Genomic DNA, 25443 nt, shown 5'->3' with positions numbered 1-25443 from the left:
AGAGCGGACGAGGCGGGCCGGGGCGCGCGGCGCTCTTCTGCTGGTCATCGGGGCAGCTCCTGCTCCGGGAAGGGGTCGGTGGTCGAGATCATCGGGTGCGCGGTGACCGGGGCGGTGGGGTGCTGGCAGGCGGTTCGGACGTCGCGCCAGCGGAGGGCGCGGTCCCCTGGATGGCGGCGTGCGGGGAGAAGAGGCGGGCGGCTTGCTGCCGGTCCGCTTCCGGGTTCTGGACGGCGGACGGTTGGGTATCCGCGACCGCGTCGTCGCCGAGAACGTCCCTGCGTAGTTCCCTGGTCCGTAGGGCAGGTACTTGCGGCGGGGGTGCGGCTGTACCGTCTCCCGGAGACGGAGTTCCGAGTGCCGAAGACGCCTTGGCCTTGTCCGCTGCAGGCGACGTGGCGAGAGCCGCGTTTCGGGCGTCGGGCGTGGCGGGGGACTGCGTCTGAGCCTCGGCGCGGTCCTGCTGCGAGTAGCCGATACGGTGCAATTCGTGTCCCGCTCCGATGAGTTCGGACTGCGCTGCGCTGACGAACTCCGCAGCGAAGCCGAACCGGTCGGCGAGCGCATACGCCTCGTCGTCGAGGTCGGTGATCTGTTCGCCTGCCGTCTCCAGCGCTTCCCGGAGGCGTTCCAGGACGCCGTGCTCGGGATGAAGGAGGTGATCGACCGCCTGCTCAAGGCCGGCACCGTTCTCGGCGGCCCTGATCTGGTCAGTCAGCCGCAGGACTTCGGCTCCGGCGGTGTAGAGCCCGAGCGGGTGGGCCGGGGTGGTCAACCGGCTCGTGACGAGGTCGGGGTCCAGGTCGACGCTGAACCGGGCGGCGCGGAGCATCTCGGCTGCGTGGGAGGCGATGGCGTGGCGCTGAGCCTGCGGCGTGGTGGTCGCCAGGCGGTGGCGTCGGCCGTACCAGTCCTCGATCTGCTGGAAACCGGCGTGCTTGAGGAGCGTGGCGGACAGGTCGTCGCTGGCGCCTTTCGCCGAGACGCTGCCGCTGGGCTCGATGTTGATGGTGATGTTGGGGGCAGGCACGTGGGTCTCCTGGGCGCGGGGCGTTGGGCGTGGGGCCGGGGGCACGTGGCCGAGTTCGGTGGCGATGCGGTGGCACTCGGTCTGCAGGTGGAAGGCGTCGCGGTAGGCGTGGTGGACGCCGCCGTCCTCGCGGGCGAGGGTGGCCACGACGTGCACCAGGCGGGCCTGGTTGCGCACGGCGATCCACCGGCAGGCGTCCGGATCGCCCTCCGGGGCGATGCCGGTGGCCGCCACCACCCGGCGGGCCACCTCGGCCCACTGCGAGTCGGCCAGGGCGGGGTGCCGGGGATCGGAGCGGACCGAGCAGACCCACACCGGCCGCTCGGGCGCTCGGGCCCCGAGGCGCTCGACGGGTGCGTCCAGGGCGTGGGCCAGGTACGCCAGCGCGTCGGGCTGGGCGGGCATCTCGATCGGGGCGCCGTGGCCGTCCCCCGCGATCAGGCGGGGGTTGGTGTGGTTGCCGCGCTCGCCCGGCCCGTACAGATACTCAAGCAGGCTGGCGGTGTGGCTGGCGCGCTGCAGGTGGGCGATCACGGCGTCTACCTCGAAGGGGAGTGGTGAACGGGAGCCCGGGTGGCCGGGCCGTCGGGGAGAGAAGATCCGCGAAATCCGCGATTTGGCCCGGCCGGAGATGGGTGATAGATGCCTGAGGTCACCGCGGCTCGTCGAGGCCCTGGTAGTAGGCGTAGTCCGAGCAGGCGGAGCGCGCGAAGTACGCGTCGTTGTGCAGCCGGGCCCAGCGGCCGTCCTGGCGGATGACGGTGGCGACGATGTCGAGTCCCGTCGCTGGTGTGACGCAGGGCCGCCCACCGGCAGGCCGCCGGGTCGTCGTCCGGCCCGATGCCGGTGACGTCGAGGATCTCGTGCGTCAGCTCGAACCAGTCGTCGTCATCGAGTTCCTGGCCGGTGGTGTTGCGGATCGCGCAGTGCCAGGTGCCTGTTCGCCCAGCCCGTCGGCCGCATCAGCCGCCTCACCACCGAGCACATCGCCGACCGTGGCGACACGCTCGCTCTCAAGCTCGGGCGAGTCCCCGTCGAGATCCCCGCGCCCCTGGACGACCTGATCCGCCAGCTCGCCGAGCGCCGCGACGGTCGCGCGGCCACCGTCCCGCTAGAGGAACCCAAGTGGCTGTTCCACAGCATCTACCCTGGACAGCCGATCGACCCACACACCCTCGGCAGGCGCCTGAAGGCGATCGGCGTCCCGCCTCAGCTCGCGCGCCACGCGTCGCTGATGGACATCGCCTCGGAGCTGACCGCCGTCGTCATGAGCCGACTGCTCGGGTTCCACCAGAGCACTGGAGACAACTGGACCCGCGAAAGCCAAGGCTTCGGCGCCGAGTACGCCGCAGACGTCAGCTGCCGATGAGCAGCCACCAGGCGCCAGCCGGCAATCCCCGGTACTTTCAGAGTGTGTTCCCGTGGAGCGTTGTCCCTCATGAGCGAGCCGACAGACTCCCTACGATGATGACGCTCTTTGAAACGGCCACCCAGTACTCGGGGTGACTCCACAGCTGCTCGATGGATCTCCTCACTCGTACGCCACCTGGCCCGAAGAGGCAGGGCGACCAGTCCAGGGTGGGCGAAGTCCAGCACGCAGCGCAGCCGAAGGCGGAGCGGGTCAGATACGGAGGAGGTGGAGGAGTTCCGGGTGGCGTAGCGCGTTCTTTCGGCTCTCCCACGATTTCCGAAGTGGCACACTAATGTGAGGAAGAGCACAGGGGGGCCGCCCATCTGCGGGCCCGATGAGGAAAGGCGTGCGGTGGATAGGCGGTTTGCCATGCGATCCCTGCTGGCGGTGGACGGCCCCGAAGGGCCCGACTCCCTTGCGGATCTCAGAGATTGGCTCAGCGACGAGGCACTGTTGCGTGGACGGGTGCAGGTTCCGCCGTCCGCACCCGATGCGGGCGAACTGGGCGCCTGGAGCGACACCCTCATCGTGGCGGTCGGCACCGGAGGTGCACTGACGGCACTGGCCAGGGCGGTCGCGGTCTACGTGCGCCAGCCGCGCCGCAGCACAGTACGGGTCAAAGTGGTCGCCCCCGACGGAACACGTACGGAACTGACGGTCCAGTACGCGAAGAATCTTGACGCGGTCGAGAAACTGCTGCGCACGGCGCTGCATTCGGACACGGATACGGGCAGGGAGGCTGTCTCCGGTGGAGCCGCCCCCGCTCTCGGTGAGGCGTCCGAAGCGGAGGGCTGAGCATGATGCGCCCACCCGACCCAGCTCGTTCACGCGCTGTTCTGGTCGGTACAGCGGAGTACACCGAGGATGCCCTGCTGCCCGGTGTCCCGGCCGTACGCAACAACGTCCGTGACCTTCAGCGACTGCTTACCGAAGGCCGGCCAGGAGCCTTCTCCACGGAATCCACTCGCACTGTTATCGATGCTGCCACGCCGAGGGATCTCGGACTGCCGCTGCTGGAGGCTGCCCGCCAGGCCGAGGACGTCTTTCTCGTCTACTACGCGGGGCACGGCCTGATCGGCCACGAGCGGCGCGAGTTGTATCTCGGGCTGTCCAAGTCCGTCAGCGAGGCACCGTCGTTCACGGCCTTCCCGTTCCAGGGAATCCGCGAGGCATTTCTGGCCACCCCGGCGCGCAACCGAGTGCTCATCCTCGACTGCTGTTTCTCCGGGCGTGCCATCACAGGTGGACTGTCCGGAACGTACGAGCCGCTCATCGACCAGATGGAGATCACGGGTACCTATACGTTGACGTCGGCAGCCGCCAATGAGCCCGCCCGGTTCCAGGACGGCGAACGGCACACCGCGTTCACGGGCGAACTGTTGCTCACCCTGCGAGACGGCATCCCCACTACGTCCTCGGCCGAGGTCACGCTGGGCGCATTGTTTCGGCACCTCAAGCGGGTGCTGCCGGCCAAGGGTCTGCCGGAGCCCCAGCAATGCGGAACGGACACCGCGGAGTTCCTGATCCTGACTCGGCCCCGCCCACGTGCCAGACGCGGACCGGTCAGCGACGCCGACGTGGGCGGACCTCCCGGCACCCGGGAAGGGCTGCTGGCCCGCTGGGACCTCGGCCGCCGCCTTGGTGAGGAAGGCCAGACCGGCGAGGCCATGCGTCTGCTGAATGAAGTGGTGCCCGATCTCACCCGGACGCTGGGGCCGGACGATCCGGCCACCCTCGTCGGGCGGATCAACCTCGCCTACTGGACCGGGCGTGAGGGGGACACCGACGAGGCGCTCAGACTGTCCACCGCGGCAGTCAGTGACATGACGCGCGTGCTCGGACCGCACCACCGAGCCACGCTCGTGGGCCAGAGTCAACTCGCCTACTGGATGGGCGAGTCAGGCAGACATCATGAGGCGCTGAGCCTGACCACCTCCGTCCTTACCGACCTTGTGCGCGTCCTGGGCCCCGACGACCGCGAGACCCTCATCGGCCGAGGCCGGCTGGCTCGTTGGACCGGGGAGGCCAGTGACCCGGCCGCGGCGGCGCGGCTGACCGGTGAACTCATACCCGATCTGTCCCGCGTCCTGGGCGCGGAAGACCGCGAGACCTTCACCGGGCGTATGAACCTGGCGCAGTGGACGGGCCGGGCCGGTGGGAGCAAGCGTGCCGTGCGCCTGCTCACGGACCTGGTGCCGGACGTGTCCTGGGCCCTGGGCCCCGATGATCGGCACGCCCTTCTCAGCCGCTCGCGACTGGCCCACTGGTCGGGCGCCGCGGGACGACGGCGCCGGGCGCGGCGGCTGTTCGCCGCCGCCGTACCGGATCTCGTGCCTGATGCCGTCGGCGGCGGAGGCCAGGGCCTGGACACGCGCCCGCCATGCCGCCCGCTCGTCGGCATCTTGCGGCCGGCGGTCAGGGGTGGCGGAGGAGTCGGGAGAAGTAGGCATGGCGTTACTCGTTTCTGTACGGGTGCCTCACCGCGAATGCGGCAGCGAGCGCGTGACGGATGGCGGGACCGGAGCCGGAGCGTCGCTCTGCTGGCCGGGGGAAGTTCCCCGGGCCGACGCCGCTGGCGAGAAGCGGACCCCTGCTGCCGCTTGGTGCGACCGAAAGCGGATCTCGTGGTCGACGTTCTCCGCGACGAGATGCAACTCCTCGCCGAGGTCGGTCAGCCGGGAGGCGATGGCGTCCAGCTCGGACGCGCTGCTTCGGGCACCGTGGGTGCGACACCACTCGGAGGCGGTTTCGAGCATCTGATGCAGGCGGGCCACCGCGCCGACTCCTCGGTGATGGCCTCGCGGAACAGGTCGGTGAACTCCTCGGTCCGGGCTGCGGCGAGGCGGTCGTACCCGTCAGTTGCCGGTATGCCGCTGTCCGGACTCGCAGCCGGGCCGGTCGTTGGGCGGCGCTGGGGCGGGGTGGCGTCCTCGACCGCACCGAACAGGGAACCCGTGACCCCACGGAGGCTCACTGCCGCGCCTCCTTGCGCAGCCTGGAAATTGAGGAATCGTCAGTTGCGGTGAACTCGGCGCTTTGGCATGCATCCGGGCGTCCGTGTCGAACAGTTCGCGCTCGGCCGGATGCAGGATGTGCTGGGTGATGAAGCTCCGACCTGCGACTTTCCACAGGCCTCGGCCCTTGGTCAGGGCGGACACGGCCTGGGTTTCGATACCGGTCAGGCCGAGCAGCGACGCGGCGGCGGCGAGCTGGTCGGGCTCCTGGCGGTAGATGATGCGGGTGGAGCAGTCGGCGAGTAGGCCCTCGGCCAGGACACGGCCGCGTGAGCCGGCGTCGCCCGCGCTCAGCAGATCGCTGAGGCGGTGGATGATCATCAGGTTGGCGATGCCGAGCCCTCGGCTGAGCTTCCACTGGCTCTGCATGCGCTCCAACAGGCCGACGTGCCTCATCACGCGCCATGCCTCGTCGTAGATCACCCAGCGTCGGCCACCGTCCGGATCGGCGAGCGCGGACTCCATCCAGGCGCTGGCGCAGGTCATCGCCAGGACCAGCGCGGTGTCGTCGCCCGAGCCGCCCAGGCGGGAGAGGTCGATGGACAGTATCGGGGTGGTCGGGTCGAAGGCCACGGTCGAGGGCGCGTCGAACATGCCGCTCAAGTCGCCGTGGACCAGACGGCGCAGGGCATGCGCGAGGTCCTGCGCTGCGGCCCCCATACGCCCGGCCTGGTCGCCGAGGGCCCGGTCGAGGAGCTCGGGCGAGCCGAGCGTGTGCGCGATCTCGCCGAGCAGGGGCACGGTGCCGCCTGCCTCGGCTTCGGTGACGACCAGGTCCAGCGCGAGATCGAGGGCCGTGTGTTCCATCGGCTGGAGATCGCGCTTCAGCACGGTGCGCGCGAGGCCGGCCAGAAGCAGGAGACGGCGCTTGCGGACCTCGGTCGACCAGTCGTCCTCGCTCACCGAGGCGGGCCGGGCCGGGGCATCCAGGGGGTTCAGCCTGCCCGGGAGCCCCGGCCCCAGCGCGATGCTGTAGCCGCCGAGAGCCTGAGCGACGGCCGTCCACTCGCCCTTGGGATCGCAGGGCACGTAGACCCGGTAACCGTGGGCGATTGCCCGGGTGGCGATGGACTTGGCCAGCGCGGACTTGCCCATGCCGATGATCCCGGCCAGGACCGCGTTGGGGTTGGTGAAGCCCTCGATCCGGCCGCTGCTGTACAGCGAGAACGGGTCGTAGCAGAACGCAGCTTCCGCGTGGACGTCGCGGCCGATGAAGATGCCCTCCGCGCCCAGGCCGCCCTCGGCGAGGAAGGGATAGGCGCCGGACACGGTGGCGGTGGTCATCCGGTGGGCGGGCAGGCTGAGCTTGCCGCCGCGTGCCGAGGAGGGGCCGGTGCGTCCGGACGGCGGGTAGGTCGGACGCAGCTCCGGGTCGAGGGTCTCCTCGTCGCGGTGCTTGGGCGGGGCTCCGGCGAGGCGGGCCTGGCGCCGCGCCTCGGCGAAACCGGTGCGGGCGGCGCGCTGCTCGGCGCGCGATGCCTTGCGGCGGACGAACAGGTGGGAGGCGCTGGCGCGGGTGCGGGGCATGAACGATTCTCCAGACGGGAGGCAGAGTCAGTGACGGACGAGGCCGGTGAACGGAGCGTGGAGGTCGGCCGGGGTGGTGCGGCGTCGGACCAGGTGCGCGGTGCGCTGGTGGCGCTGGCAGATGGTCAGCTCCGGCGCGCCTTCTGGCAGGCCGGCCTGGCACGCTTCCCGGCCGCGGACCTCGCCGGAGTCAGGTCGGGGGGCCGCGTGGTAGGCGGCGTGGACGTGGTCGGCGGCCTGCCAGATCCGGGTGCGGGCGGTGCTGAGCTGGTCGCCCTCGATCGGCACGAGCTGGCCTGTGCGGGTGGCGTGGGCATCGAGCAGGCCGTGCAGCGAGACGAGGTGGGCGTGCAGGGCGTCCAGCTCGGCGCGGGTGGTGACGAGGGGACCGCCTGGCACGTTGAGCGCGTGGTGGAAGTCGAGCGCGGCGGTGGCGAAGGGCACGAAGTCCTGAGGCGCGGTCGGGCTGGCGGTGCGGGACATGGGGGTGCTCTTTCGGAAGGAGGGAGGGCTGGCATCAGGCGGCGAGGGCGAGTGGCATGGCGGCGGCGGTGAACGCTTCTGCCTGCTGCCAGGTGAGCGGCCTGAGGTCGAGCTGGGCGCCGACCGCCGCGGTCTCCACGACCGCGCAGGCGGAACGAAGCTCCTCCTCGGAGTCGGCCGAGACGGTCAGCAGGCCGGTGAGGGCGACGTCCGCGTGGCCCGCGATGAGCTGACGCTCCCGGGACTTGATGTCCTGGTACTCGATGGAGTCCGCTTCGGAGTCGACCTGGCCGCGCCGCGCCCGCTCGGCGGCGTCCGCGATCACGCTGGCCTTCTTGCGCTGGACATCGCGCAGGGCGGCGTCCAGCCCCTTCGGCTCGTACGACAGCGACAGGGTCCGCCGCACCCCGGCGGTGAACAGCAGCTGGTGTAGGAAGCCAGCCGACGTCTCTGTGCGGGGCCAGTTCTCCACCCAGTACGTCGAGTGGACGGCGGAGTCGGTCGCGATGTGGTCCGACTTCTCGACGACCACGACGGGGCCGGCGGCGGCGGGGTCGGCCTCGGGGCGCCAGGAGGAGGACCAACGGTCCAGTGGGGCAAGTGCCTTGGGGTCGTATGCCGTTCGTACGACTGCCGCGATCTCGTGGGCGGTGAGCCAGCCGGTGGGGTTGAGCCCGGCGGTGCGCGCCGCCTAGTCGAAGGTCGAGGCCAACTGCGCCAGGACGCTGAAGGATCCGGTCAGACCGCCTCCGGCCTGGTTGATCAGGCGCCTGGCGGCCTTGGCGTCCAGCGAGATGGCCACGTACGCCTCGTGTGGAGCCGCGGCCGGGCCGGCGCTCTGGATCAGCTCGCTGTAAACCTGGCCGGCCACCGGGGCATCGGGTTGGCCGTGCTCTTCCCAGTACCGGCGAAGGGCGTCGCCCGAGTCCGGCACGGTGCGCTCGATCACCTGGATCCGGGCGACCTGACCGGTGCGGGCCAGTGCGGCCAGCGCACGGCCCCAGCCGTTGACGTTGGCGTTCTGGGTGCCCGGGTCGAGCAGCGCGTAGGCGCGGGAGGACACCTTGACGACGGCGGTCAGCGTGCCGGTGTGGGGGTCGTGGACGGCGCCGTACCGGCGGTCGGGTGCGCTGACCACGCGCAGGCTGGCGGCGGTCCCGGGCAGGTGAAGGAGTCCTTCGCGGACCGGGCGGCGGGATGGTCGGCACAGCCAGATCAACTGGCCCCGCATCCGGCGCAGCGCGTACCGGGTGACGATCGGAGCCCAGTCGGCCAGGGCCCGGCCTCGGTAGCGTACGAAGACGAGCAGGGCGATGCCGGCCCACAGCGGGATGAGTTCGAGAGCGCCGACCACGCCACGAGCGAGGATCACGGCGAGCAGGAGCAGGCCGGTGAGGCTCACGACGATCAACTGCGGGGCGGTCAGGCCGAGCAGGATGCCGCGCCTGCTGCGGTGTGGGAACTTCACTGTGGCCGTGGTGACTTCGGCCTGGGGGTTGTCAGACAAGGCGGTTCCAGACAGTGGGAGCGGGCGGGAAAAGACGGATGGCGTGGCGCTTTTCTGGAGGTCATGGCAGGACTCCGACTCGGGTGGTCGGGGATAGGGGGCGGGCTGGAGGGACGGAGCCCGCCCCCTGGGTGGTGTTGGGTCAGGACCCGGACGGCGGCTGGTGGGGGTAGACCCAGTTCGTCGGAGTCGGGGAGCCTGTCGCCGAAGGACCGGTCGAGGGCGGCGGCGGTGCGGTGGGACCAGCGGGCGGCGCGGCACCTGCGCGGGTCAGGCTGCTGCCGGGAATCGACGCGCCAGCGGGCTGCGTGGCGGGATGAGTGTTCCCCTCCGAGCCTCCTGCTTCGCTGTCGGCAGGCCGTGTGATCAGCGCGGGGATGCCGGGGCGCTGGATCAGGGCGCGGCCCTTGTCGCCGGAGGCGTTCGGGTCCTCGCCGTACCGGAAGCGGGTCTGCGACTTCGGGGGCCCGGCGTCGATGCCCTCCTTGCTCAGGTTGCCGCCGGTGGGGTTGATGCCGGAGGCGACACCGTCGCTGCCCGCGCCGGGGACCTTGCTCGGCCCCTGCGGAGCGGGAGTGCCGGCGCCGGCCTGCATCGCGAGGCTGGCCGCGGTCTTTGCGGCGCCTGCGGCGACCGCCATGCCGGCGACGCCGGTACGGTGCAGGTCGTCGTGTCCGCCGCCGTCACTCGCCCAGTGGACGAACTTGTAGGTGGCGTACGGGCAGAGCAGGACCAGGACCATCACGACGATGCCGGCCACCGCGTCGGACAGGGCGGCCATTCCGTCCTTGGCGTCGGCCTTGCCCATGGCCGAGACGCCGATCAGGAAGACCACGGTCATCAGCAGTTTCGAAACGACGAGGGTGGCGGTGGCTTCGATCCAGCCCTTCCGCCAGCGTTTGGCGACCTCCCAGCCGCCGCCGGATCCGGCGAAGACCGCGAGGGCGACCATGATCAGGACGCCGACCTTGCGGGCGACCATCACGCCCCAGTACAGGAACGCGCCGATCGCGCAGCCGAGGGCGACCAGGGCTGGGACGCCCCAGCCGAGGCCGTACATCGCGCCCAACTCGTTGACCTCGGTGACGCGCCGTATCGCGTCGTCCACTGAGCTGTTGGCTGCTTGGAACAGTCCGTCGGACAGGGCGTCGACCACCGTGATGGCCACGGAGGTGAAGGCGACGGCGCAGAATGAGAAGAGGACGCCGGTCATCGTGCCGATCGCTGCTCGAGCGAGGGCGCGTTCGTCCCGTCGCCAGGCCGCGAGCATCAACTGGATGCAGAACGTGCCGACGGTCAGGGCGAGGCCGATGGGCAACAGCAGCTCGTAGTTGTCCCGGAACCAACCGGCGTTGAGATCGATGGCGGTGGTCTCGTTGACGGCCTTGGCGGCGAGATCGGCCGCGCTGGCGGCCAGCTCACCAGCTGACTTCGCGATCCACGCCCCGATGCCGTCGGTGACGGTCCCGGCGGGGTTGGTGGCGAAGTCGACGGCGCCGCAGACCTTGTCCATCAGCGGAAAGTCGCAGACTCCCATGGTGATACCCCCTTTCTGGGGCGGGGGTCAGGGCGCGATGGCCGACAGGACACCGGCCAAGGCGCAGGGACGGGAGGGGCGGCACTGGACCGCGAGGGTGGTGACGCGGTTCTCGGTGCCGCCGTGCGGCGAGCCGTTCCAGGCGATCGACTGCTTGCCGGAAACCGTCACGGCGTAGACGTACGCGGTGGTGATCGCCCCGGGGTCCGCCTGGAGGGCCTGGGTGAACGAGTCGGGGAAGCGCGCCTCGTTCACCTTGGCGGTGGCGAACTGGCCGTTGGCGGCCATCTCCTTCCACAGCACGCGCGAGGGGACGAGCGCGTCGACCGACGCGGTGTCGGCGTACTTCCTCTCGCTGGTCAGCCACCCGCGCAGGGCAGCCAGCAGCTCGCGCTGGGAGTAGGCGCGGGTGTCGTACGACCACAGCGCCGCGGCTGCCGCCTTACCGAAGGCGATCGGGTCGTGCGTGGACGGGGGAACGGGCAGGTCCCCGCGGCCGTCGTGCGGAGGTGACGAAGCAGAAGCAGGAGCGGTCGGGGAGGACGGCGAAGCCGAACTCGCATGCGCCGTAGGAACCTTGGATGAGGCCATGCCGTCGCGGGTGAGGTGGGCGGCCAGGCCCGCGAGGGCGACCAGCACCACCAGGACAGCGGTGCCGAGCAGCGCCCGGCGGCGCACGCGAGACGCGCCGCCGGGATTTGTGGAACGGGGAGACATCAGTGGACCTGGCTCCCCAGCGTGCTGAAGAACGCCACCACACCGTTCGCGGCACCCAGCAGGAGGGCCGCGCCGGCGCTGACCAGCACGCCCTTCTTGCCGTTCGCCTCGGCCTGGTGGCCGCCGGAGTGGTGGCCCCAGGCCCACACGCCCGCGCTGACGGCGAGAGCGCCGACCACGACGATGATCCCGAAGAGGTTGATCGAGCCCATCACCTGCTTGAGGACCGCCAGGCCCGGCAGCCCGCCCCCGTTCGGCTTGATCCCGGGGTCGTAGGCGAGCTGGACGACTTTGTCAGCGAGAAACATGGTTGTGAACTCCAGTTCGATTAAATGCAGGTCAAAGCCCGATGGGCGAAGCCGGCGCAGGAAGGGGGAGCAGGAAGAGGGAGGGGGAGAAGCGCCGGTCAGACGACTCGGCGGGCCGCGAGAATCTGCGGCTTCCAGGATGCGAGGGTCGCGAGGCGGACCACGTCGCCGGTGTGCGGGGCGTTCACGATCAACCCCTGGCCGATGACCATCCCGACGTGTTCCGGGACTTCGGCAGTCCCCTCGGTGAAGACGAGGTCACCGGGCTGGAGAGCGTCGACCGATACCGGCTTGCCTTCCTTGACCTGCGTGTACGTCGTCCGCGAGAGGGCGACCCCGGCGGCCTTGTACGACTGCTGCATCAGGGAGGAGCAGTCGCAGCGGCCCATGGGGTCGCTCCCGTGGGAGTCCGTGCAGCTCCCGCCCCACTGGTACGGAGTGCCGAGTTGGCCGAGCGCCCAGCGGATCGCCGTCTGGACCTTGGGGGGAGCGTCAGCCGGAATCTTGTATCCGGCCGGCACCGCGCCGGGCGGGATGGTTCCGAAGTCGGTGCCGTCCCCGCCGGCCGTACAGCCGCCCCCGGTACTCGGCGCGGCACTGGCCGTGCTGTCCGAGCCGGATGGCGAGGGGCTCGGAGCCGTGCCGCCGGCCTTCGGCAACAGCGGCTCGATCGCCTGCTGCAAGGCGGTGGCCAGGGGCTCCCACTTCGCATAGGCCTCGGGGAAGCCGGACTTCTGCACCGCCTGGGCGGCCTGGGTGACGGACAGGGACTGCCAGCCCGAGACCTTCTCCAGAGCCTCGTAGAACATCGTCGAGGCATGCACCGGGTCGAGGATCTCGTTCGCGGTGCCCCATCCCTGCGACGGCCGCTGCTGGAACAGGCCCAGTGAATCGCGGTCGCCGTAGGTCAGGTTCCGCAGGCCACTCTCCTGCAGGGCGGTCGCCAGGGCCACGATCTGGCCCCGGGCCGGGATGTTCATCGCGATGCCGGTGGCTTGGATGGTCTTGGCGTTGGGAATCTGCTCCGCCGGGTCTTCCAGGCCCGGCACGGAGACCGTGACCTTGCCGCCGCCGCCCAGGATCGCCTTCACCTGAGCGGCAACGGCCGAGGTATCCACAGCCTGTGTGCCGCCGGTCGAGCAGGAGGCCGAAGCAGTCCCGGCCCCGATGGCGAGGATCGGAACGGCCAGCAGAAGCGGACCAGAGGCGAAGAGACCGATGACTGCTCCGGTGGTCTTCTTCATAGCCGCCGCCGTTCGCCGGGGCGGACACCCCAGCCGGGCAACGGTGTTGGGTCAGGACGTGGGCGTATCAGGGCGTGCTGCATCGCAGCGGCTCCTCGCGGCTCGTAGGAGGCGCGGTGCCGACTTCTCGTGCAAAGCCGTCGGTACCGCGCCGATGTGAATCCGCCTCTCAGGGCGGGCCCGGGTCAGGGGAGTTGGTAGCTCCCGGACGCCGGAATCAGGCCATGCGCGGCAGCCAGCCGCGCTCGTAATCTCAGGCGGTGCACCGGGTCCCCTCACGGGCTTCGGGAACGGGGGCAACGCGCCTTCCGGTCCATGTCCTTGGACACTGCAACACGGATCAGCGCAGGTCAGCGATGGTGGAGCTGGGCTCCGCCGCGGTGACTTGGCGAGACAGTAGACCGGGATTCCGGCCGCACCAAACGCCCCCCGAACCCGGGCCCGAGGGAATGCACAGGCTCGTTAGGCGCGGCCGGAAATCGCGGCTAACCTCCGGCTCAACCCCACTCCGAACGGCCGCTGTTGACCGCCGTCCGGAGCTGACCCAGTCCCGTCGTGCCCTGAAAGAGGCCCCGCGCATGAGCTACACGCTGCACCGAGGCGACGCCCTAACCGTGCTGAAGACCCTCCCGGACGAGAGCGTCAACGCCGTCATCACCGACCCCCCGTACAACTCCGGCGGACGCACCAGCTCGGACCGCACCGCCCGCACCGCCCGCGCCAAGTACGTCACGGCCGGATCGGCACACGACCTGCAGAACTTCCCCGGCGAGAACCGCGACCAGCGGAGCTATCGAAGCTGGCTGACCGAACTGCTCACCGAGGCGTACCGGGCCGCTACCGAGCACTCCGTCGCCATGGTCTTCTCCGACTGGCGCCAGGAGCCGACCACGTCCGACGCCCTGCAGATGGCGGGCTGGACATGGAGCGGCACGATCCCCTGGATCAAGCCCGCCAGCCGGCCCCGCAAGGGCGGGTTCAAGCAGTCCGCCGAGTTCATCGTCTGGGGCGTCAAGGGCAGCCTCGAAAAGGACCGGGACCTCTACCTGCCCGGCCACTTCATCGCCTCCCAGCCCCGCAAGGACCGTGTCCACATCACCCAGAAGCCCGTCGAGATCATGCAGCAGCTCGTGCAGATCTGCCCCGAAGGCGGCACCGTCCTCGATCCCTTTACCGGCAGCGGTTCCACAGGCGTCGCCGCCTTGCGTGAGGGCCGGCAGTTCCTGGGGGTCGAGCTGTCCTCGCACTACGCCGATGTCGCTGAGCGAAGGCTCCGAGCGGAGCTGACCCAGGACGACTTCGTCCTGGCAGGACCGGAGGCATGAGTATGAGAGCGACCGGGCCGGGGACGACGGACCGCAGACGTAAAAGGGCGGCTGGTGCATCGAGAAACCGATGGCACCAACCGCCCTTCCTGTTGCTTCAGGCCGCCTCGAACGCTCGCCGGATCAGCGGTCCCGCCTTCTCTAGGTCGGCTGCCGAGGCGACGCGCACCTCCAGGTCGCCGGTCCCGAGGTGGCCGATACCGCGCATGTCGCGCGAGAAGCCCTCCTCCAGCTCGACCGTGTCCGGGTCGATCTTGAGGTAGACCAGGATCGCCTCGTGCTTCGGGCGGAAGATGACGGAGGCGACGTTCACCATCCGGCGGTAGGCGATGTAGTGCTGAAGCTGAGCCACCTCGACCTCCCCCCGGCGGTGAGGGCCTCGTCCAGCTCGGCGTACAGGTCCTGCAGGCAGCCAGGAACCGAACCCACGGCAGCGGTCGCCTGAGCGGAGGTCTTCCCGTCTTTGCTGGCGGCACCGACGCCGTTGCTCAATTCTCTGCGAGGGACGCTGTGTTGGCGACATGATCGCTTCCGCGGCTGGTAGCGCGTCGAGTGGCCGCGGGGGTGGAATCGATGTCTCTGCAGCCCAAGGGCCTGCCCGCGGTACCGGAGCAGACCGCGGCCGTGGTGCGTGCAGCGTTCCCGAAGGGCAGTCTGCCGATCCGGGTTCACTGACCGCTCTGCCGTGCGCAGCCGCTCGAACACCAACCCATTGCGAGTGGCATTGGTGCAGTGCCGGGAAACAATCTCCAGCCAGCCGGGAAGCGATGTTCTCCCGCCTCGGGAGCGCCTGGCCAGGGAGGCTGGTGAACGCCCCGGGGGCCTTCCAGCTTGACCATGGGATCGGCCATCCGCAGGATCCGGGCATCACCTCGGGGCGGAGCCCGACGCTGCGGACATGGCAATGGCATGAGCCTCGGTGCCTGTGCTGCCGCGAGCAATGCCCGTCTGCGGGGTGGCATGGATAGCAGGACGCCTAGTGATCTTGTCAGTGTTTGTCCGTATGATTTACCCTCTCTGGAGTTACTGGGGGCTGCTATCGGTCACAGGGGTGGGTGCCGCGTAATATTCTCGGGGCGCCTGGGGCGTCCGATTGATCTTGTTCTCCGAGGTAGCCGCCGGATTCTTGATCTTGCCAGAGGTTGTGTGATCTCCTGGTGCTCGTTCTTATCGTCCGATGGAGGTTGGCGCAGTGCGCAGGCAGCACTATGAGGTGCCTCTGGAGCGGAGCGACTACCTGGAGCTCAGGCGTCACAGGAACAGCTGCAAGCCCGAGAACTTCGGCAAGTGGCTCGGTGGCTTCGGTGTCGGCAAGCGTCTGGCCGTCGACCTCTTCTCCGGAGCGGGTGGACTGAGCCTCGGACTGGAGCGAGCCGGGTGGACGGTCGCAGCCGCGGTCGACTTCGACGAGCGGGCGCTCCAGACGCACGCCGCGAACTTCCCTGGCATGAGCCTCCACATGGACCTGGGCAATCCTGACGAGCGGGACAGGCTCGTCGAGATGCTGGCGCCGGCCAAGATCGATCTGGTGGCCGGCGGTCCGCCGTGCCAGCCGTTCAGCAGAGCTGGCCGGAGCAAGATCCGCAGCCTCGTGGAGCATCACGGCCGCGATCCCCATGATCGCCGCAAGGAACTGTGGAGCGCCTACCTCGACGTCGTGAAGCGCCTCCGGCCGCGTGCGGTCCTCATGGAGAACGTGCCGGACATGGGTCTCGGCGACGACTTCTTCGTGGTACGCACCATCGAGGAGCAGCTGGAGGACCTCGGCTACGCGACGCAGGTCCGTCTCGTCGATGCGTGGAAGTACGGCGTTCCGCAGCACAGGAAGCGACTGATCCTGCTGGCGAGGAACGACGTGGAGCGCTTCTCGTGGCGGCAGGAGTTGGAGCACGACCAGCGGACCACGCTGCGTGACGCCATCGGTGACCTGCCGGTGCTGTCAGTCGTGCCCACCGAGCGTGTCGGGCAGCGCGAACTCCCGTACGAGGAGCCGTCCGAGCTCTCCAAGTTCGCTCAGGACATGCGTAAGTGGGCGCGCAAGGATCGGGTATGGGACCACATGACCCGACGGGTCCGGAAGGACGACGCGGAGATCTTCTCCAGCATGGACTCCAAGACCCTGTACTCGCAGATCTCCCCGGAACTGCAGCGCTACAAGGCCGACCACTTCACGGACAAGTACAAGAAGCTTGACTGGGCGGACCTCAGCAGGTCGATCACCGCCCACATCGCCAAGGACGGTTACTGGTACATCCATCCCGACCAGGACCAGCCGCGTACCCTCACCGTGCGCGAGGCCGCGCGGGTGCAGACCTTCCCGGACAAGTTCCGCTTCGCCGGAACGCGCAGTGACGCCTTCCGTCAGATCGGTAACGCGGTGCCGCCCCTCCTTGGTGAGGCTGCGGCGGAGGCCCTGCTGCCCGTGGGCGACGAGCAGCCGAGCGAGGGCGGACTCCAGCCGCACTGGCGTACGGTGCGAAGGGATCTGACCGCTTGGGCCGAAGGACGGCGTGAGTCAGAGGACTGGTACCACCTTCCGGGCGACCAGATGTCCGGGTTGCAGGCCGCCGTCGTGGCCATACTGTCCGGGACCCGGATGCAGCCCGTGCAGCTGGCGGAGATGGTCGAGGTCGTGCGGGGGCGGACGTCTCTGAGTAAGGCCGCGTTCGAGGCACTCACTGCGGCGGCACCCTCCGAGGCAGCGAAGGCGCGGGTCGCCCGGCTATCCGCGGTGATCGGTAAGTCGAGCGTCTGGGGCGACGAGGAGAAGGTCCGCGAGCAGCTGCAGCTGAAGCCGGCTGAGGCGACGGTCTACCGGCTGCTGGTCGGCGAGGATCTCCTGTGGGTCGGGCAGGGGGCGCTGCGCGTCGCCGCCCGTCTGCACGGCAGCGATTCGGATCGTACGAACAGGCTCAGCGACGGTCGAGTGGACTTGGTGAAGCTCGTCGGAGCCGGCGAGGACGCGCCTCTGCGTATGGCGGCGCTTCGGCTCATCGGAAGCAGCTTCTGCCGGGCCAAGGAGCCGCTCTGCGAGGCGTGCCCCCTGAGCAGGTACTGCGTCGCCAGGGAGAGCATCTCGGGCGACCTGTTCACGGACGCGTTGACCGGGACCCACGGACGGGAGACAGTGCCGACCCAGGCTCGCGAGCCTGGTCGCACTGCCGGGCGACGCTGAGCGCAGCGCGCTCGAGGTCCGCCCGGATCTCGCACTCCCAGACACGGACGACGGTCCAGCCGGCGGCCTCGGCTGCGGCGGTGTTCCGGCGGTCGCGCTCCTTGTTGGTCTCGATCTTCGCTTCCCACAGAGAGGCGTTTGGGCCGCGGAACGTCTTCGGGCCGTGCACAGGACAACCGTGCCAGAAGCACCCGTCGACGAACACCGCCACGTTGTACCTGGGCAGGACGAAGTCCGCCGTGCAACGGGCAGCCACCTTGCGCTGGAGACGGAACCGGAGGCCGAGCCGGTGTACGGCACGCCGGAGGACCACCTCCGGTTTCGTGTCGCGGGCGCGCCGACCGCGCAGATGGCCGCTCAGCTCGGTGCTGACCCACTCCGCGCTCGTGGTGTCCTCACGTGCTGCCATACCTCAGCCTCAGCCCGTCGTCGGCCTACGAGTGTGAGGGTGCCACACTCCTCCCATGCTTCGTGAACCTGCAGAACTCCGTGTCGACGACCACGGCCGGGTCGAGCTCCCCATCGGCCTGCTCGCAGAGGCGGGCATCGCACCCGGGGCGGACCTCCTGGCCTTCAGTGACGGAGACGGGCGGATCGTGCTCCGCCGCGCCGAGGACGCCATGAGGGACCTGCTCGAGCGCGGGGAGCTCTGAGGGCCCAGACGAGTCGGACCTACGGACCCGGGACGAACCCGAGCGAAAGCGCCTCGTTGCGCGCGTGCAGTGCCTGTACCGCCTGTGGCTCGGGAACCTCCTGTTCGAGTTCGAGTCGTCGGCCGACGTACTGCGTGAGCTGGCGCTGCGAGGGATCCAGGTTGTGCGTCTCCTTCGCCCATCGCTCGATGGCGTACCACTCGTCCGCCGGGACCGACGTCACCTCGTCGCTCGCCCCCCGATCGCCTTCCGCACCGCCAGCGAGGGCCTCGTCGTCCAGCGGATGATCACGGAGCTCGGCCTCCAGATCGCGAGGCACGGACCAGGACACGCGGGAGACGGCGTCCCAGCAGGCGGGCTTCTTGGCCCACTCACCCACGTGGTTGCCCTCACGCGGCCTGGTGACAACCCGCATGACCCGGGGGCACAGGTCGTCGATCGCGGCTTCGAGGGCTGGCGAGACCCTCTGTTCACGCCAGATCCTGTCAAGATCGATGCGCTGTTCCGTGGCGAGCGCCAGACGGGCCATGGTGTAGGTCGTGATCGTGCTCTTGTAGCTGCCCGCCTCGTGGTTCGCGGCGATGCGGTCGACAGCCTTGAAGAGTACCGCCATTGCTATCACGCGCTGGCAGTACTGGACGTCGACCCGCGGGGGCGCCTCGCTGATGCGGTCCATGAACGCGACGAAGTTCTTCTGCGCGCCGCGGCTGACACTGAACGGGAGGAGACTCCAGGAGTTGACGTACTTCGCGAGGTCCGCCTTGGTGAACTTCCGATTGCTCGGGTTGAGCTTCTTGAAGGTGCGCTGCTTCGCCGGCGTCCGGGCCTTGGCCACCTCGTCGGTGTACTGGCCGCGTGCCCTCTCGTAGAACCAGTGGGTCTCCTGGCCGCTGCCGTCCGTCGCCGGCGCCCACAGCGATCGGGTGATCCGCTGGACGGCCACGTGGTACGCGTGGTTCGAGCTGAAGTCGACGAGCGTCACGCGGTTCTGGGTGTTGGAGTACTCGGAGATCATCGGGACGATCTCCGAGAGCCGCTCGGGAGAGACCTCCGTGAGCTTCATCTGGACGGTCACGTGAGACAGGTCGGCCTTGTCCCGGCTCGAGGCGTAGTGCAACGAGGCCGTGGTCTGACCGCCGTTCACCACCTGGAGCCCGTGCACCCGGGAGATGCCCGTGGGGGTGCCGTCCGGGCCGTGCACGAAGTCGACCTGGGACGCGGTCGCCGTGATGCCGTTGTTGTACGCCAGGAACCTGCCCGGTGAGTGCAGCAGGGTCTCCCTGATACCCCGGTTGACCGATCCACGGGCCTGCAGGAAGGACCGGACGTTCAACTCGAGAAGTCTGGTCCCGTACTCCCCGTACAGTTCGGCCAGTCTCTGACCGGGGATCACGGCCATGGTCACCGAGTGGTCCGGCTCGCTGCTGGGTGCCGAGACGCAGGGCAGCGGAGGATCGAACGAGACCACGATGGGCTCGCTGATGCTGCCGGACGTCTCGTGGCGGTGCAGCCGTGCCAGGTCCCACACCTCGTGGGTCACGGGGAGGCCGTCGAACTCGGTGGGCGGGAAGGTGGTACTCGTGCCGACGCGGTTGCTGAGCAGGAAGAGCCGGATCCTCCGTACCTCGGTGAGCGCCTTCTCCACTGCCGCGCACATGTCGTACACGTCGAAGGACTCGTCGATGTGCTGACGCAGCCCGTCCCGACACCGGCGGACGAACGTCAACAGGCGCCTGAACGCGGTCTCTGCCTGCCCCTTCGTGAGCTTGGACTCCAGCGGGTCCAGGTCGAAGTCGGTCACGAAGAGGTCGAGGCACTCCCCGGAGTCCCCGATGCCGTACCCGTGCACGAGATGACCGTGGGCCGAGTGGTAGGCGGTGAACGTGTTGGACACGATGCCGGCCCGTTCCAGGTCCTCGAACACGCGCCGCGTGAACGTCTCCGGGGTGGTGGTCCCCTCGGCGTCGGCGGTGGCCTGGACGTCTGTGACGACGTCGTGGGCGTACTGGGACAGGTCGAACTCAGGCATGGGGTCCCCCGATCAGTGCGGTCACCTCGTCGGTCGTGGCGCGGTGGTGGTCAAGTCCCGAGGTGTTCACGTGGTACGAGCACTCACCGACACCTTCGGGAAGATCTGCCTCGACGAGTCTCGGGAAGTTCTCCCCCACGTGCCAGAAGCGCAGGTCGCGAACGGTGTAGCGAGGCTCCTCGTACACGTCTCGGTGGCCGGGGAGATAGCCGGCCTGCACAAGACGACCGTCGAAGGCGGCTCGGACGACAGGGCTCGTGAGCTGCTCGCGTATGCGGTCCACCAAGCCGTTCAGACTCTCTCCTGATCCACCCCGCCGTTCGTCGAGCATCGCCAACGCCAACAGGAGCGCAGGCGTCCCGGTGTCGTCCAGCTGGCGCTCGCTGGCGATCCGGATGCTGCGGGGTCGTTTGGCGGTACTGGCCTTCGCCTCGACGGCGACTCCGGGCAGCTGGAAGTCCTGGTTGGCTCCGCTCGGCCCCGTCCACGCGTCGACGGCCTCGGCCGGCCCGACGACGGGCAGGACGTGGTCGCGCAGCACCAAGAGCTCGCCGACGAGTCCACGACGGGCCTCAGGGCCGAGACCGTCTCTGCCGACGGCGCGAAGGAGGTCCTGCCACCGCTCGAACCTCTCCACCGCTGCTGTCAGGGCTGCTGCGGCCCCAGGGGCCTCTCGGACCGTGTCAGCCACGTCCGTGACGAGCGGGTTGAACACCTCTCGCAGCTCGTCGGCGGTGAGGACCACTTGGAGCTCGTACTCGAGACGCGACACGGCGATCACGTTCATCTCCAGCCCGGCAGCGCGAGGCAGCTGGCGCACGGAGCGCACTATGTGGTCGGCGGAGCGAGCGTCGGCCCTGAGCACGAGCATGCGCTGCTGTGCCGGGTGGGAGACGGAGAGGAAGACGTCCAACGGGGCGTCTGGGTGCAGGCGGATACGGGACCTGCCCGGGGCCCCCTGGGGTGCCTCCAGGTCGCGCCACTCGGCTTCGGTGACGGTCACTCCCCGTCCTCCTCGTCGTCGAGGGCGTCAAGGCCCTCCTTCTGCCAGATGGCGTTGACCACGTACTCGGTGTCGGACTGGTGCTCGGAGCGCGGGAAGCTCACCTTGAAGCCGACCAGGGGCGGCCGGGCCGGACCGTCCTCGGTCGCCGGCCGCTCGACCAGGTAGACGAGCAGCAGTGCCTGGTCGGCTCGGCGCTGCCAGCGGACGTGGTCTCCCGAAGGCGACTGCGGTACCTTCTCCCGCTTCTTGATGGCTGCGGCCTTCTGTGTCGCTTCCAGGGCGGCGTCCACCTGGTCGCGATCGAGGTCGAAGCGGTACTCGTCGGGAGGGCTGAGCAGTCGGCGGATCGTGTACCGACCGTCGTTGTCGACGTCGTTGAGCGCCGTGCGCTCCACGGGCCCCAGGCTGTAGCCGGAGATGTCCTGCGGGTCCTTGGCTGCCTGCTTGCCGACCAGGACAACCGTCCACTGCGGGAGCTCACCTACGGCCATGCACTGTTCGATGTACTTCGCGATGAAACGGGGGCGAACCCTCTGGGCCATGCGGTCGGTCTCGTAACGCGTGAGGAAGTCCACGATGGCGTCGGAGGGCACCTGCTTCCACGTCACGTTGGCCCCCGCAGTCGTCTGGTCGCCGGTGGCCAGGCCGTCGAGTCTCCGGACGAAGTCCCCGAGTACCTTGAGGTTGTGTTCCGGGACCTCGTCGGAGACGTTGAAGATCACCGTCTCCGGCCCCTCCCCGGAGTAGCTGAGCATGACCTTCGTACCCTGGCGCATCTTGTTGGCAGCCGTGACGGCGAGGCCCAGAGAGGAGGCGCGGACCTTCAGGCCGAAGTACCTCGGACTGAGGTTCAACGCCGCCATCTCCTCGACCTCACGACGCAGTTCGTCGGTCGCAGCAGTCACCTCGATGTACTTCGCCTGCAGATCGGGAGTGGTGTACAGGCGGCAGAGGTCCTCGTGCCCCGGCCGGTATCCGAACCAGCGTCCCATCTGGAGCAGGGTGTCGTACGTGCTGGACGTGCGCAGGTAGTAGCTGACTGTCAGCCCCTCCAGGGTGAGGCCCCGGGAGAGCTTCTGGCCCCCGATCGCGATGACCGAGAGACCGGTCCTGCGGTTCTCGTAGTAGTCGAGTGCGTCGCGGGAAGCGCCGTTGACCGTCTTGACCACGATCTTCCGTAGCGCGGGCATGAGCTGGCTCGACACGTCCTCCCAGGTGACGCGTCGGGCCTCGTCCGCGGGGAAGTGGTCCGTGGTGGGGACGAAGTCCCGCTCCCACAGGGCCCGGAACTCGGCCATGCGCTGCGGTGCCTGTCCGTACCGGTCGCGGAGCGAGTCCACGAGGAGCCGCAGGTAGTCGTCCACCTGGTCGCGGACGATCCCTTGGACCGCCGTGAAGCGGGTGACGTGCACCAGCATGGAGTTGTGCACCTTCGTCTGTCCGCGCACCCGCCGTGCAGCGCTGGCGAGGACGAACGAGGCGATCGCCTCCCGGAGGGACTGCGGAAGGTCGTCGGAGGGGAGGAAGGAGGACTTGTGCTTGCTCGGGATCCAGCTCTCGGCGTCGTTCACGGGGCGTACGAGCGGAAGCGGGGGCACGTCCTCCTCGTCGTCGTTGTCGACCTGGAGACCGAACACGCGCTCCGGACCGAGGTAGTTGGTCGGCGAGGGCAGGGTGCGGATGAAGCTGTCGGGAAAGAGGTCGGCGCCGAGTTCGGCGTGGTCGACGTCGGGATCGATGTAGATGTTGGCGAACGGGGTGGCGGTGTACCCGACGTACGCCGACTTCTCGAAGCTCTTCATGAGCTCACGGATCGCACCGTTGGTCCTGGTCGGATCCGCGTCGGGGTCGCGCTCGGTGTTGATGGAGGCGTTGTCCGCCTCGTCGTCGATGACGAACAGCGGGATGTCGCGTACGACCTTGTTCCCGTTTTCGTCCTCCGTGCCCTGGACCTCGGTCACCCACGTCCGCAGGTACTCGAGGATCTTCCAGTGCTTCTTGACGACGAGAACGACTGGGAAACGGCCGAGCGGGAAGTTGACGGCGTTGGCCGCCTGCCGACCGAAGTCGCCCTTCTCCGAGCTGTTGGTGGGGGACGCGATGTCGAGCTTCTTGGCGCCCGGCATCCTGCCGGCACCCATGAGGCGGGACTTCCCGTTCTGGTTGGACCGTTGCTGGTGCTGGGTGTCGAACCCCAGGAGCCCCTCGTCGACACGCAGCTGGGTCTGGCTCCGGAGGTCGTTGTGGATGCCGGCGAGGATCACCACGAACTGGTACCCCGCGTCCACGGCCTTCGCGGCGAGCCCGATGTACTGGCCGGTCTTGCCCGACTGGACCTGCCCGATCACCAGGCCCGTCCGGCGCCACGAGCCGACACGGCGCGGGTCCTCGAGCTGGCTCAGGACCTCGTCCGTGCTCTGGTCCAGCCGGCGCACGACGAGCGGCGGGAGGTTCCGGACGTCCTCCAGGTAACGGCGGTAGCGTTCCCAGAAGTCCCAGGCCCGGTCGTTCTTGGCTTCGGGCAGCCAGGGCTCGTGCCCGCTGTCGCTCTCCAGCCCGGAGGAGCCCTCCTGGAAGACCGCCGTCAGGACCTCGATCTCCTTGGCCAGCTGGTCACGGTCGAGAACCTCGCCCTGGCCGGCCAGCATCCCGAAGATGACGGTGACCGCGTTCTGCACCTCGTCCGGCGTCGGCTGACGGTCCTGAGACAGTAGTGCGAGAACCAGGCGACGGGCCTTGGCAAGGGACTCGAGAGAGTCCTCGGGGGTGGAACTCACAGCAGACCTCCGGCTGGGCGGGAACGGCATGGGGCAGGCTAGGGGCGGGCACTGACAACGGGTTCACCCGTTCCAGAAGCCCTGCATCTGGTCGAAGGGGGGCATCGTCCGGAGGCGTTCGCGAGCGGCCGCAGGCGAGCGGCCGTCTGAGACCAATGCCTCGTAGATGCGCTGTGCGACCTCCGTTGCCTCGGCGTCGGCGGGCCCGGGGCCCCCGAAGGGCTCGGGGTCGTCGCTGGTGTCCGTCTCGTGCATCACGCGGAGGGCGGTGACCGGCACCGTCTCCTCAAGCAGACGGATCAGGGCACGCACGTCATCCGAGCCGGCACCGCCAGAGCGCAGAGCTGCCTTCACCAGAGGGTGGCCCCGGTTGATCCTGCAGGTGACCTGGTCGTCGACACGGCGGACGTTCCACGCGTACACGAGCGGATCCCCGTGCGTGCGCGCAGCGATCTGCCCGCGGTGCCGAAGCACGTCGGCGGCCCTTCTCCTGGCCTGCAGGGCGATGCGCCGTAGATGAGAACGCAGTGCGACGGGCGGGACGACACTGGACTTCCGGACGTCGACTCCCCATTCGACATCCGTCTCGGCGGGGATGTCCACGGCGATCCGTGCCAGGTTGTACTTCTCCTCGCGGCGCAATCCGCGCTGTCCGAGCCAGTCACCGGCCAGGATCAGACGGTCCCGGCGGTACACGTAGAACCCCTGCTGGTCGAGCCACCCACGCGGGCCGCCGGCCTTCTCGTACTCGTCCGGGGCGAGCCTCTGGGCACTGGGGAGGACGAACGCCTCCACCCGTACGGAACCCGCCCCCAACCGCAGGCGCTCGACCGGAAGCGGTTGTACGGACGGGTGGCGGGACAGGAACGGATCCCAGGGCTCGACGGGGCTGCCCGACACACCCAGATTGCGACGTCGGCTTCCGGTGAGGAACCTGCCGAAGACCATGCCCAGGTGGGACTCCGTGCGGGCGGCCTCCGCGTAGAACTGCTTCTGGGTCCGCTCGTCCTCCACCGTCACCGCGTCGGCGTGGTAGCCGTTGAGGCGCCGCCACAACACGACGGTGCCGTGGTCCGCCTTACCCCGGATCCTGTCGAGCAACTCCGTAGTCGTCTCGTCCGCGCCGCGTAGCAGCCGCCACTCGCCCGACCTCTCGACGACGTCGAGGTCCCACGTGCGCACGTGCCATTCGCCGGCGGTGGCCGTGGCGACGGTGAGCTGCCGGGCCTGTGAGAACGAGGCCGACTTGAGGCCGACGCCGAAGCGCCCCAGGTCCGTAGCGCTTCGGGGCGTCGCAGGGCCTCGCGCGGCCACGGTCATGGCGGTCACGAGCTCGCCGGCGGTCATCCCGGCACCGTCGTCGGCAACGGCGATCCAGGAGTCCTGCCCGGCCCAGGCGAACTCGACGTCGACCGTGGACGCCCCCGCGGAGATGCTGTTGTCCACGAGATCCGCGATGGCGGCAGGCAGGGAATACCCGAGCGAACTGAGCGAGGCGACCATGCCCGCCGGCTCCGGAGCTGCTATGTCGTACGTCACGCCGAAGTTCCAGCCTGTTTCCGGTTTCTGATACTGGTTGCGATTGTCCATGTATGCCGTTCGGGCCCTGGATGGGTAGTTGGGTGGGGTGCCCTGCCGAAGCGAGGACGCGTGAGCGTTCCATACGCCTCTCCGTGTGCTGCGGAAAGGGGCTTCGGCCT

Annotated in this window: 18 protein-coding genes and 2 pseudogenes; 6 read left to right on the top strand and 14 right to left on the bottom strand. The window is 69.2% G+C overall.

The window, feature by feature from the left end:
* Positions 1–88: 88 nt before the first annotated feature.
* A complete protein-coding gene (locus HEP81_RS41435) occupies positions 89–1564 on the bottom strand; it encodes a hypothetical protein (RefSeq protein WP_243279363.1) in 1476 nt (491 codons plus the stop codon).
* Between the two features lie 700 nt (positions 1565–2264).
* On the opposite strand from HEP81_RS41435, the gene HEP81_RS42125 reads away from it, so the two are divergent.
* The 3 genes and pseudogenes from HEP81_RS42125 to HEP81_RS42855 form a co-directional block, all read left to right on the top strand.
* Positions 2265–2399, top strand: a complete 135-nt coding sequence (locus HEP81_RS42125) for a hypothetical protein (protein WP_274599482.1) — start codon at positions 2265–2267, stop codon at positions 2397–2399.
* 411 nt (positions 2400–2810) lie between these two features.
* Positions 2811–3236, top strand: a complete 426-nt coding sequence (locus tag HEP81_RS09945) for an effector-associated constant component EACC1 (RefSeq protein WP_051850144.1) — start codon at positions 2811–2813, stop codon at positions 3234–3236.
* 2 nt (positions 3237–3238) lie between these two features.
* Positions 3239–4357 (top strand): annotated as a pseudogene (locus HEP81_RS42855) (caspase family protein); the annotation flags it as partial.
* Between the two features lie 939 nt (positions 4358–5296).
* Here HEP81_RS42855 and HEP81_RS09935 read toward each other — a convergent pair.
* The 7 genes and pseudogenes from HEP81_RS09935 to HEP81_RS09905 form a co-directional block, all read right to left on the bottom strand.
* On the bottom strand, positions 5297–6982 hold the full coding sequence (locus tag HEP81_RS09935; RefSeq protein WP_243279361.1) for a type IV secretory system conjugative DNA transfer family protein: 1686 nt from the start codon (positions 6980–6982) through the stop codon (positions 5297–5299).
* 27 nt (positions 6983–7009) lie between these two features.
* The gene (locus HEP81_RS09930) at positions 7010–7465 is read right to left on the bottom strand and encodes a DUF6238 family protein (protein ID WP_037655314.1); all 456 of its coding nucleotides are present in this window, start codon (positions 7463–7465) and stop codon (positions 7010–7012) included.
* Between the two features lie 34 nt (positions 7466–7499).
* Positions 7500–8972 (bottom strand): annotated as a pseudogene (locus HEP81_RS09925) (SCO6880 family protein).
* A gap of 142 nt (positions 8973–9114) precedes the next feature.
* On the bottom strand, positions 9115–10509 hold the full coding sequence (locus tag HEP81_RS09920) for an SCO6881 family protein (protein WP_037655317.1): 1395 nt from the start codon (positions 10507–10509) through the stop codon (positions 9115–9117).
* 27 nt (positions 10510–10536) lie between these two features.
* Positions 10537–11226 (bottom strand): hypothetical protein, encoded by a 690-nt coding sequence (locus HEP81_RS09915; protein ID WP_037655319.1) that lies wholly within the window; start codon positions 11224–11226, stop codon positions 10537–10539.
* Entirely contained in the window at positions 11226–11534 is a 309-nt protein-coding gene (locus HEP81_RS09910; protein ID WP_037655321.1) for a DUF6112 family protein, read from the bottom strand. Before HEP81_RS09910 ends, HEP81_RS09915 begins: the two co-directional genes overlap by 1 nt.
* Positions 11535–11632: 98 nt before the next feature.
* Complete coding sequence (locus HEP81_RS09905; RefSeq protein ID WP_037655323.1) at positions 11633–12778, bottom strand: C40 family peptidase; 1146 nt, start codon at positions 12776–12778, stop codon at positions 11633–11635.
* A gap of 578 nt (positions 12779–13356) precedes the next feature.
* Between HEP81_RS09905 and HEP81_RS09900 the strand changes: the two genes are divergently transcribed.
* On the top strand, positions 13357–14103 hold the full coding sequence (locus tag HEP81_RS09900; protein WP_037655325.1) for a DNA-methyltransferase: 747 nt from the start codon (positions 13357–13359) through the stop codon (positions 14101–14103).
* A 97-nt stretch (positions 14104–14200) separates the two neighbouring features.
* Here the strand turns inward: HEP81_RS09900 and HEP81_RS09895 are convergent, their stop codons facing one another.
* Complete coding sequence (locus HEP81_RS09895; RefSeq protein WP_243279360.1) at positions 14201–14455, bottom strand: DUF5655 domain-containing protein; 255 nt, start codon at positions 14453–14455, stop codon at positions 14201–14203.
* 825 nt (positions 14456–15280) lie between these two features.
* Between HEP81_RS09895 and HEP81_RS09890 the strand changes: the two genes are divergently transcribed.
* Positions 15281–17278: a DNA (cytosine-5-)-methyltransferase gene (locus tag HEP81_RS09890; RefSeq protein ID WP_243279359.1), complete on the top strand. Its 1998-nt coding sequence runs from the start codon at positions 15281–15283 to the stop codon at positions 17276–17278.
* Here HEP81_RS09890 and HEP81_RS09885 read toward each other — a convergent pair.
* Positions 17193–17687, bottom strand: a complete 495-nt coding sequence (locus HEP81_RS09885) for a very short patch repair endonuclease (protein ID WP_078967350.1) — start codon at positions 17685–17687, stop codon at positions 17193–17195. The genes HEP81_RS09890 and HEP81_RS09885 overlap by 86 nt on opposite strands.
* 55 nt (positions 17688–17742) lie before the next feature.
* Between HEP81_RS09885 and HEP81_RS09880 the strand changes: the two genes are divergently transcribed.
* Entirely contained in the window at positions 17743–17931 is a 189-nt protein-coding gene (locus tag HEP81_RS09880; RefSeq protein WP_037655330.1) for an AbrB/MazE/SpoVT family DNA-binding domain-containing protein, read from the top strand.
* Between the two features lie 19 nt (positions 17932–17950).
* Here HEP81_RS09880 and HEP81_RS09875 read toward each other — a convergent pair whose 3' ends face one another.
* The 4 genes from HEP81_RS09875 to HEP81_RS09860 all read right to left on the bottom strand — a co-directional run bounded on the left by HEP81_RS09875 (position 17951) and on the right by HEP81_RS09860 (position 25282).
* Positions 17951–19960, bottom strand: a complete 2010-nt coding sequence (locus tag HEP81_RS09875; protein ID WP_037655331.1) for an AIPR family protein — start codon at positions 19958–19960, stop codon at positions 17951–17953.
* Complete coding sequence (locus tag HEP81_RS09870; RefSeq protein ID WP_037655332.1) at positions 19953–20963, bottom strand: PD-(D/E)XK motif protein; 1011 nt, start codon at positions 20961–20963, stop codon at positions 19953–19955. Before HEP81_RS09870 ends, HEP81_RS09875 begins: the two co-directional genes overlap by 8 nt.
* Positions 20960–23644 carry a Z1 domain-containing protein gene (locus HEP81_RS09865; protein WP_243279355.1) on the bottom strand — a complete coding sequence of 895 codons (2685 nt, stop codon included), beginning with the start codon at positions 23642–23644 and terminating at the stop codon, positions 20960–20962. The genes HEP81_RS09870 and HEP81_RS09865 overlap by 4 nt, the downstream gene beginning before the upstream one ends.
* 162 nt (positions 23645–23806) lie before the next feature.
* On the bottom strand, positions 23807–25282 hold the full coding sequence (locus HEP81_RS09860) for an ATP-binding protein (protein ID WP_037655336.1): 1476 nt from the start codon (positions 25280–25282) through the stop codon (positions 23807–23809).
* Positions 25283–25443: the final 161 nt, after the last annotated feature.

Origin of the sequence: Streptomyces griseofuscus, assembly GCF_014673495.1 — a bacterium.
GTDB classification, from domain to species: domain Bacteria; phylum Actinomycetota; class Actinomycetes; order Streptomycetales; family Streptomycetaceae; genus Streptomyces; species Streptomyces murinus.
Note: the sequence above shows the minus strand (reverse complement) of the source record. Positions and strands in the feature narration are given on the sequence as shown.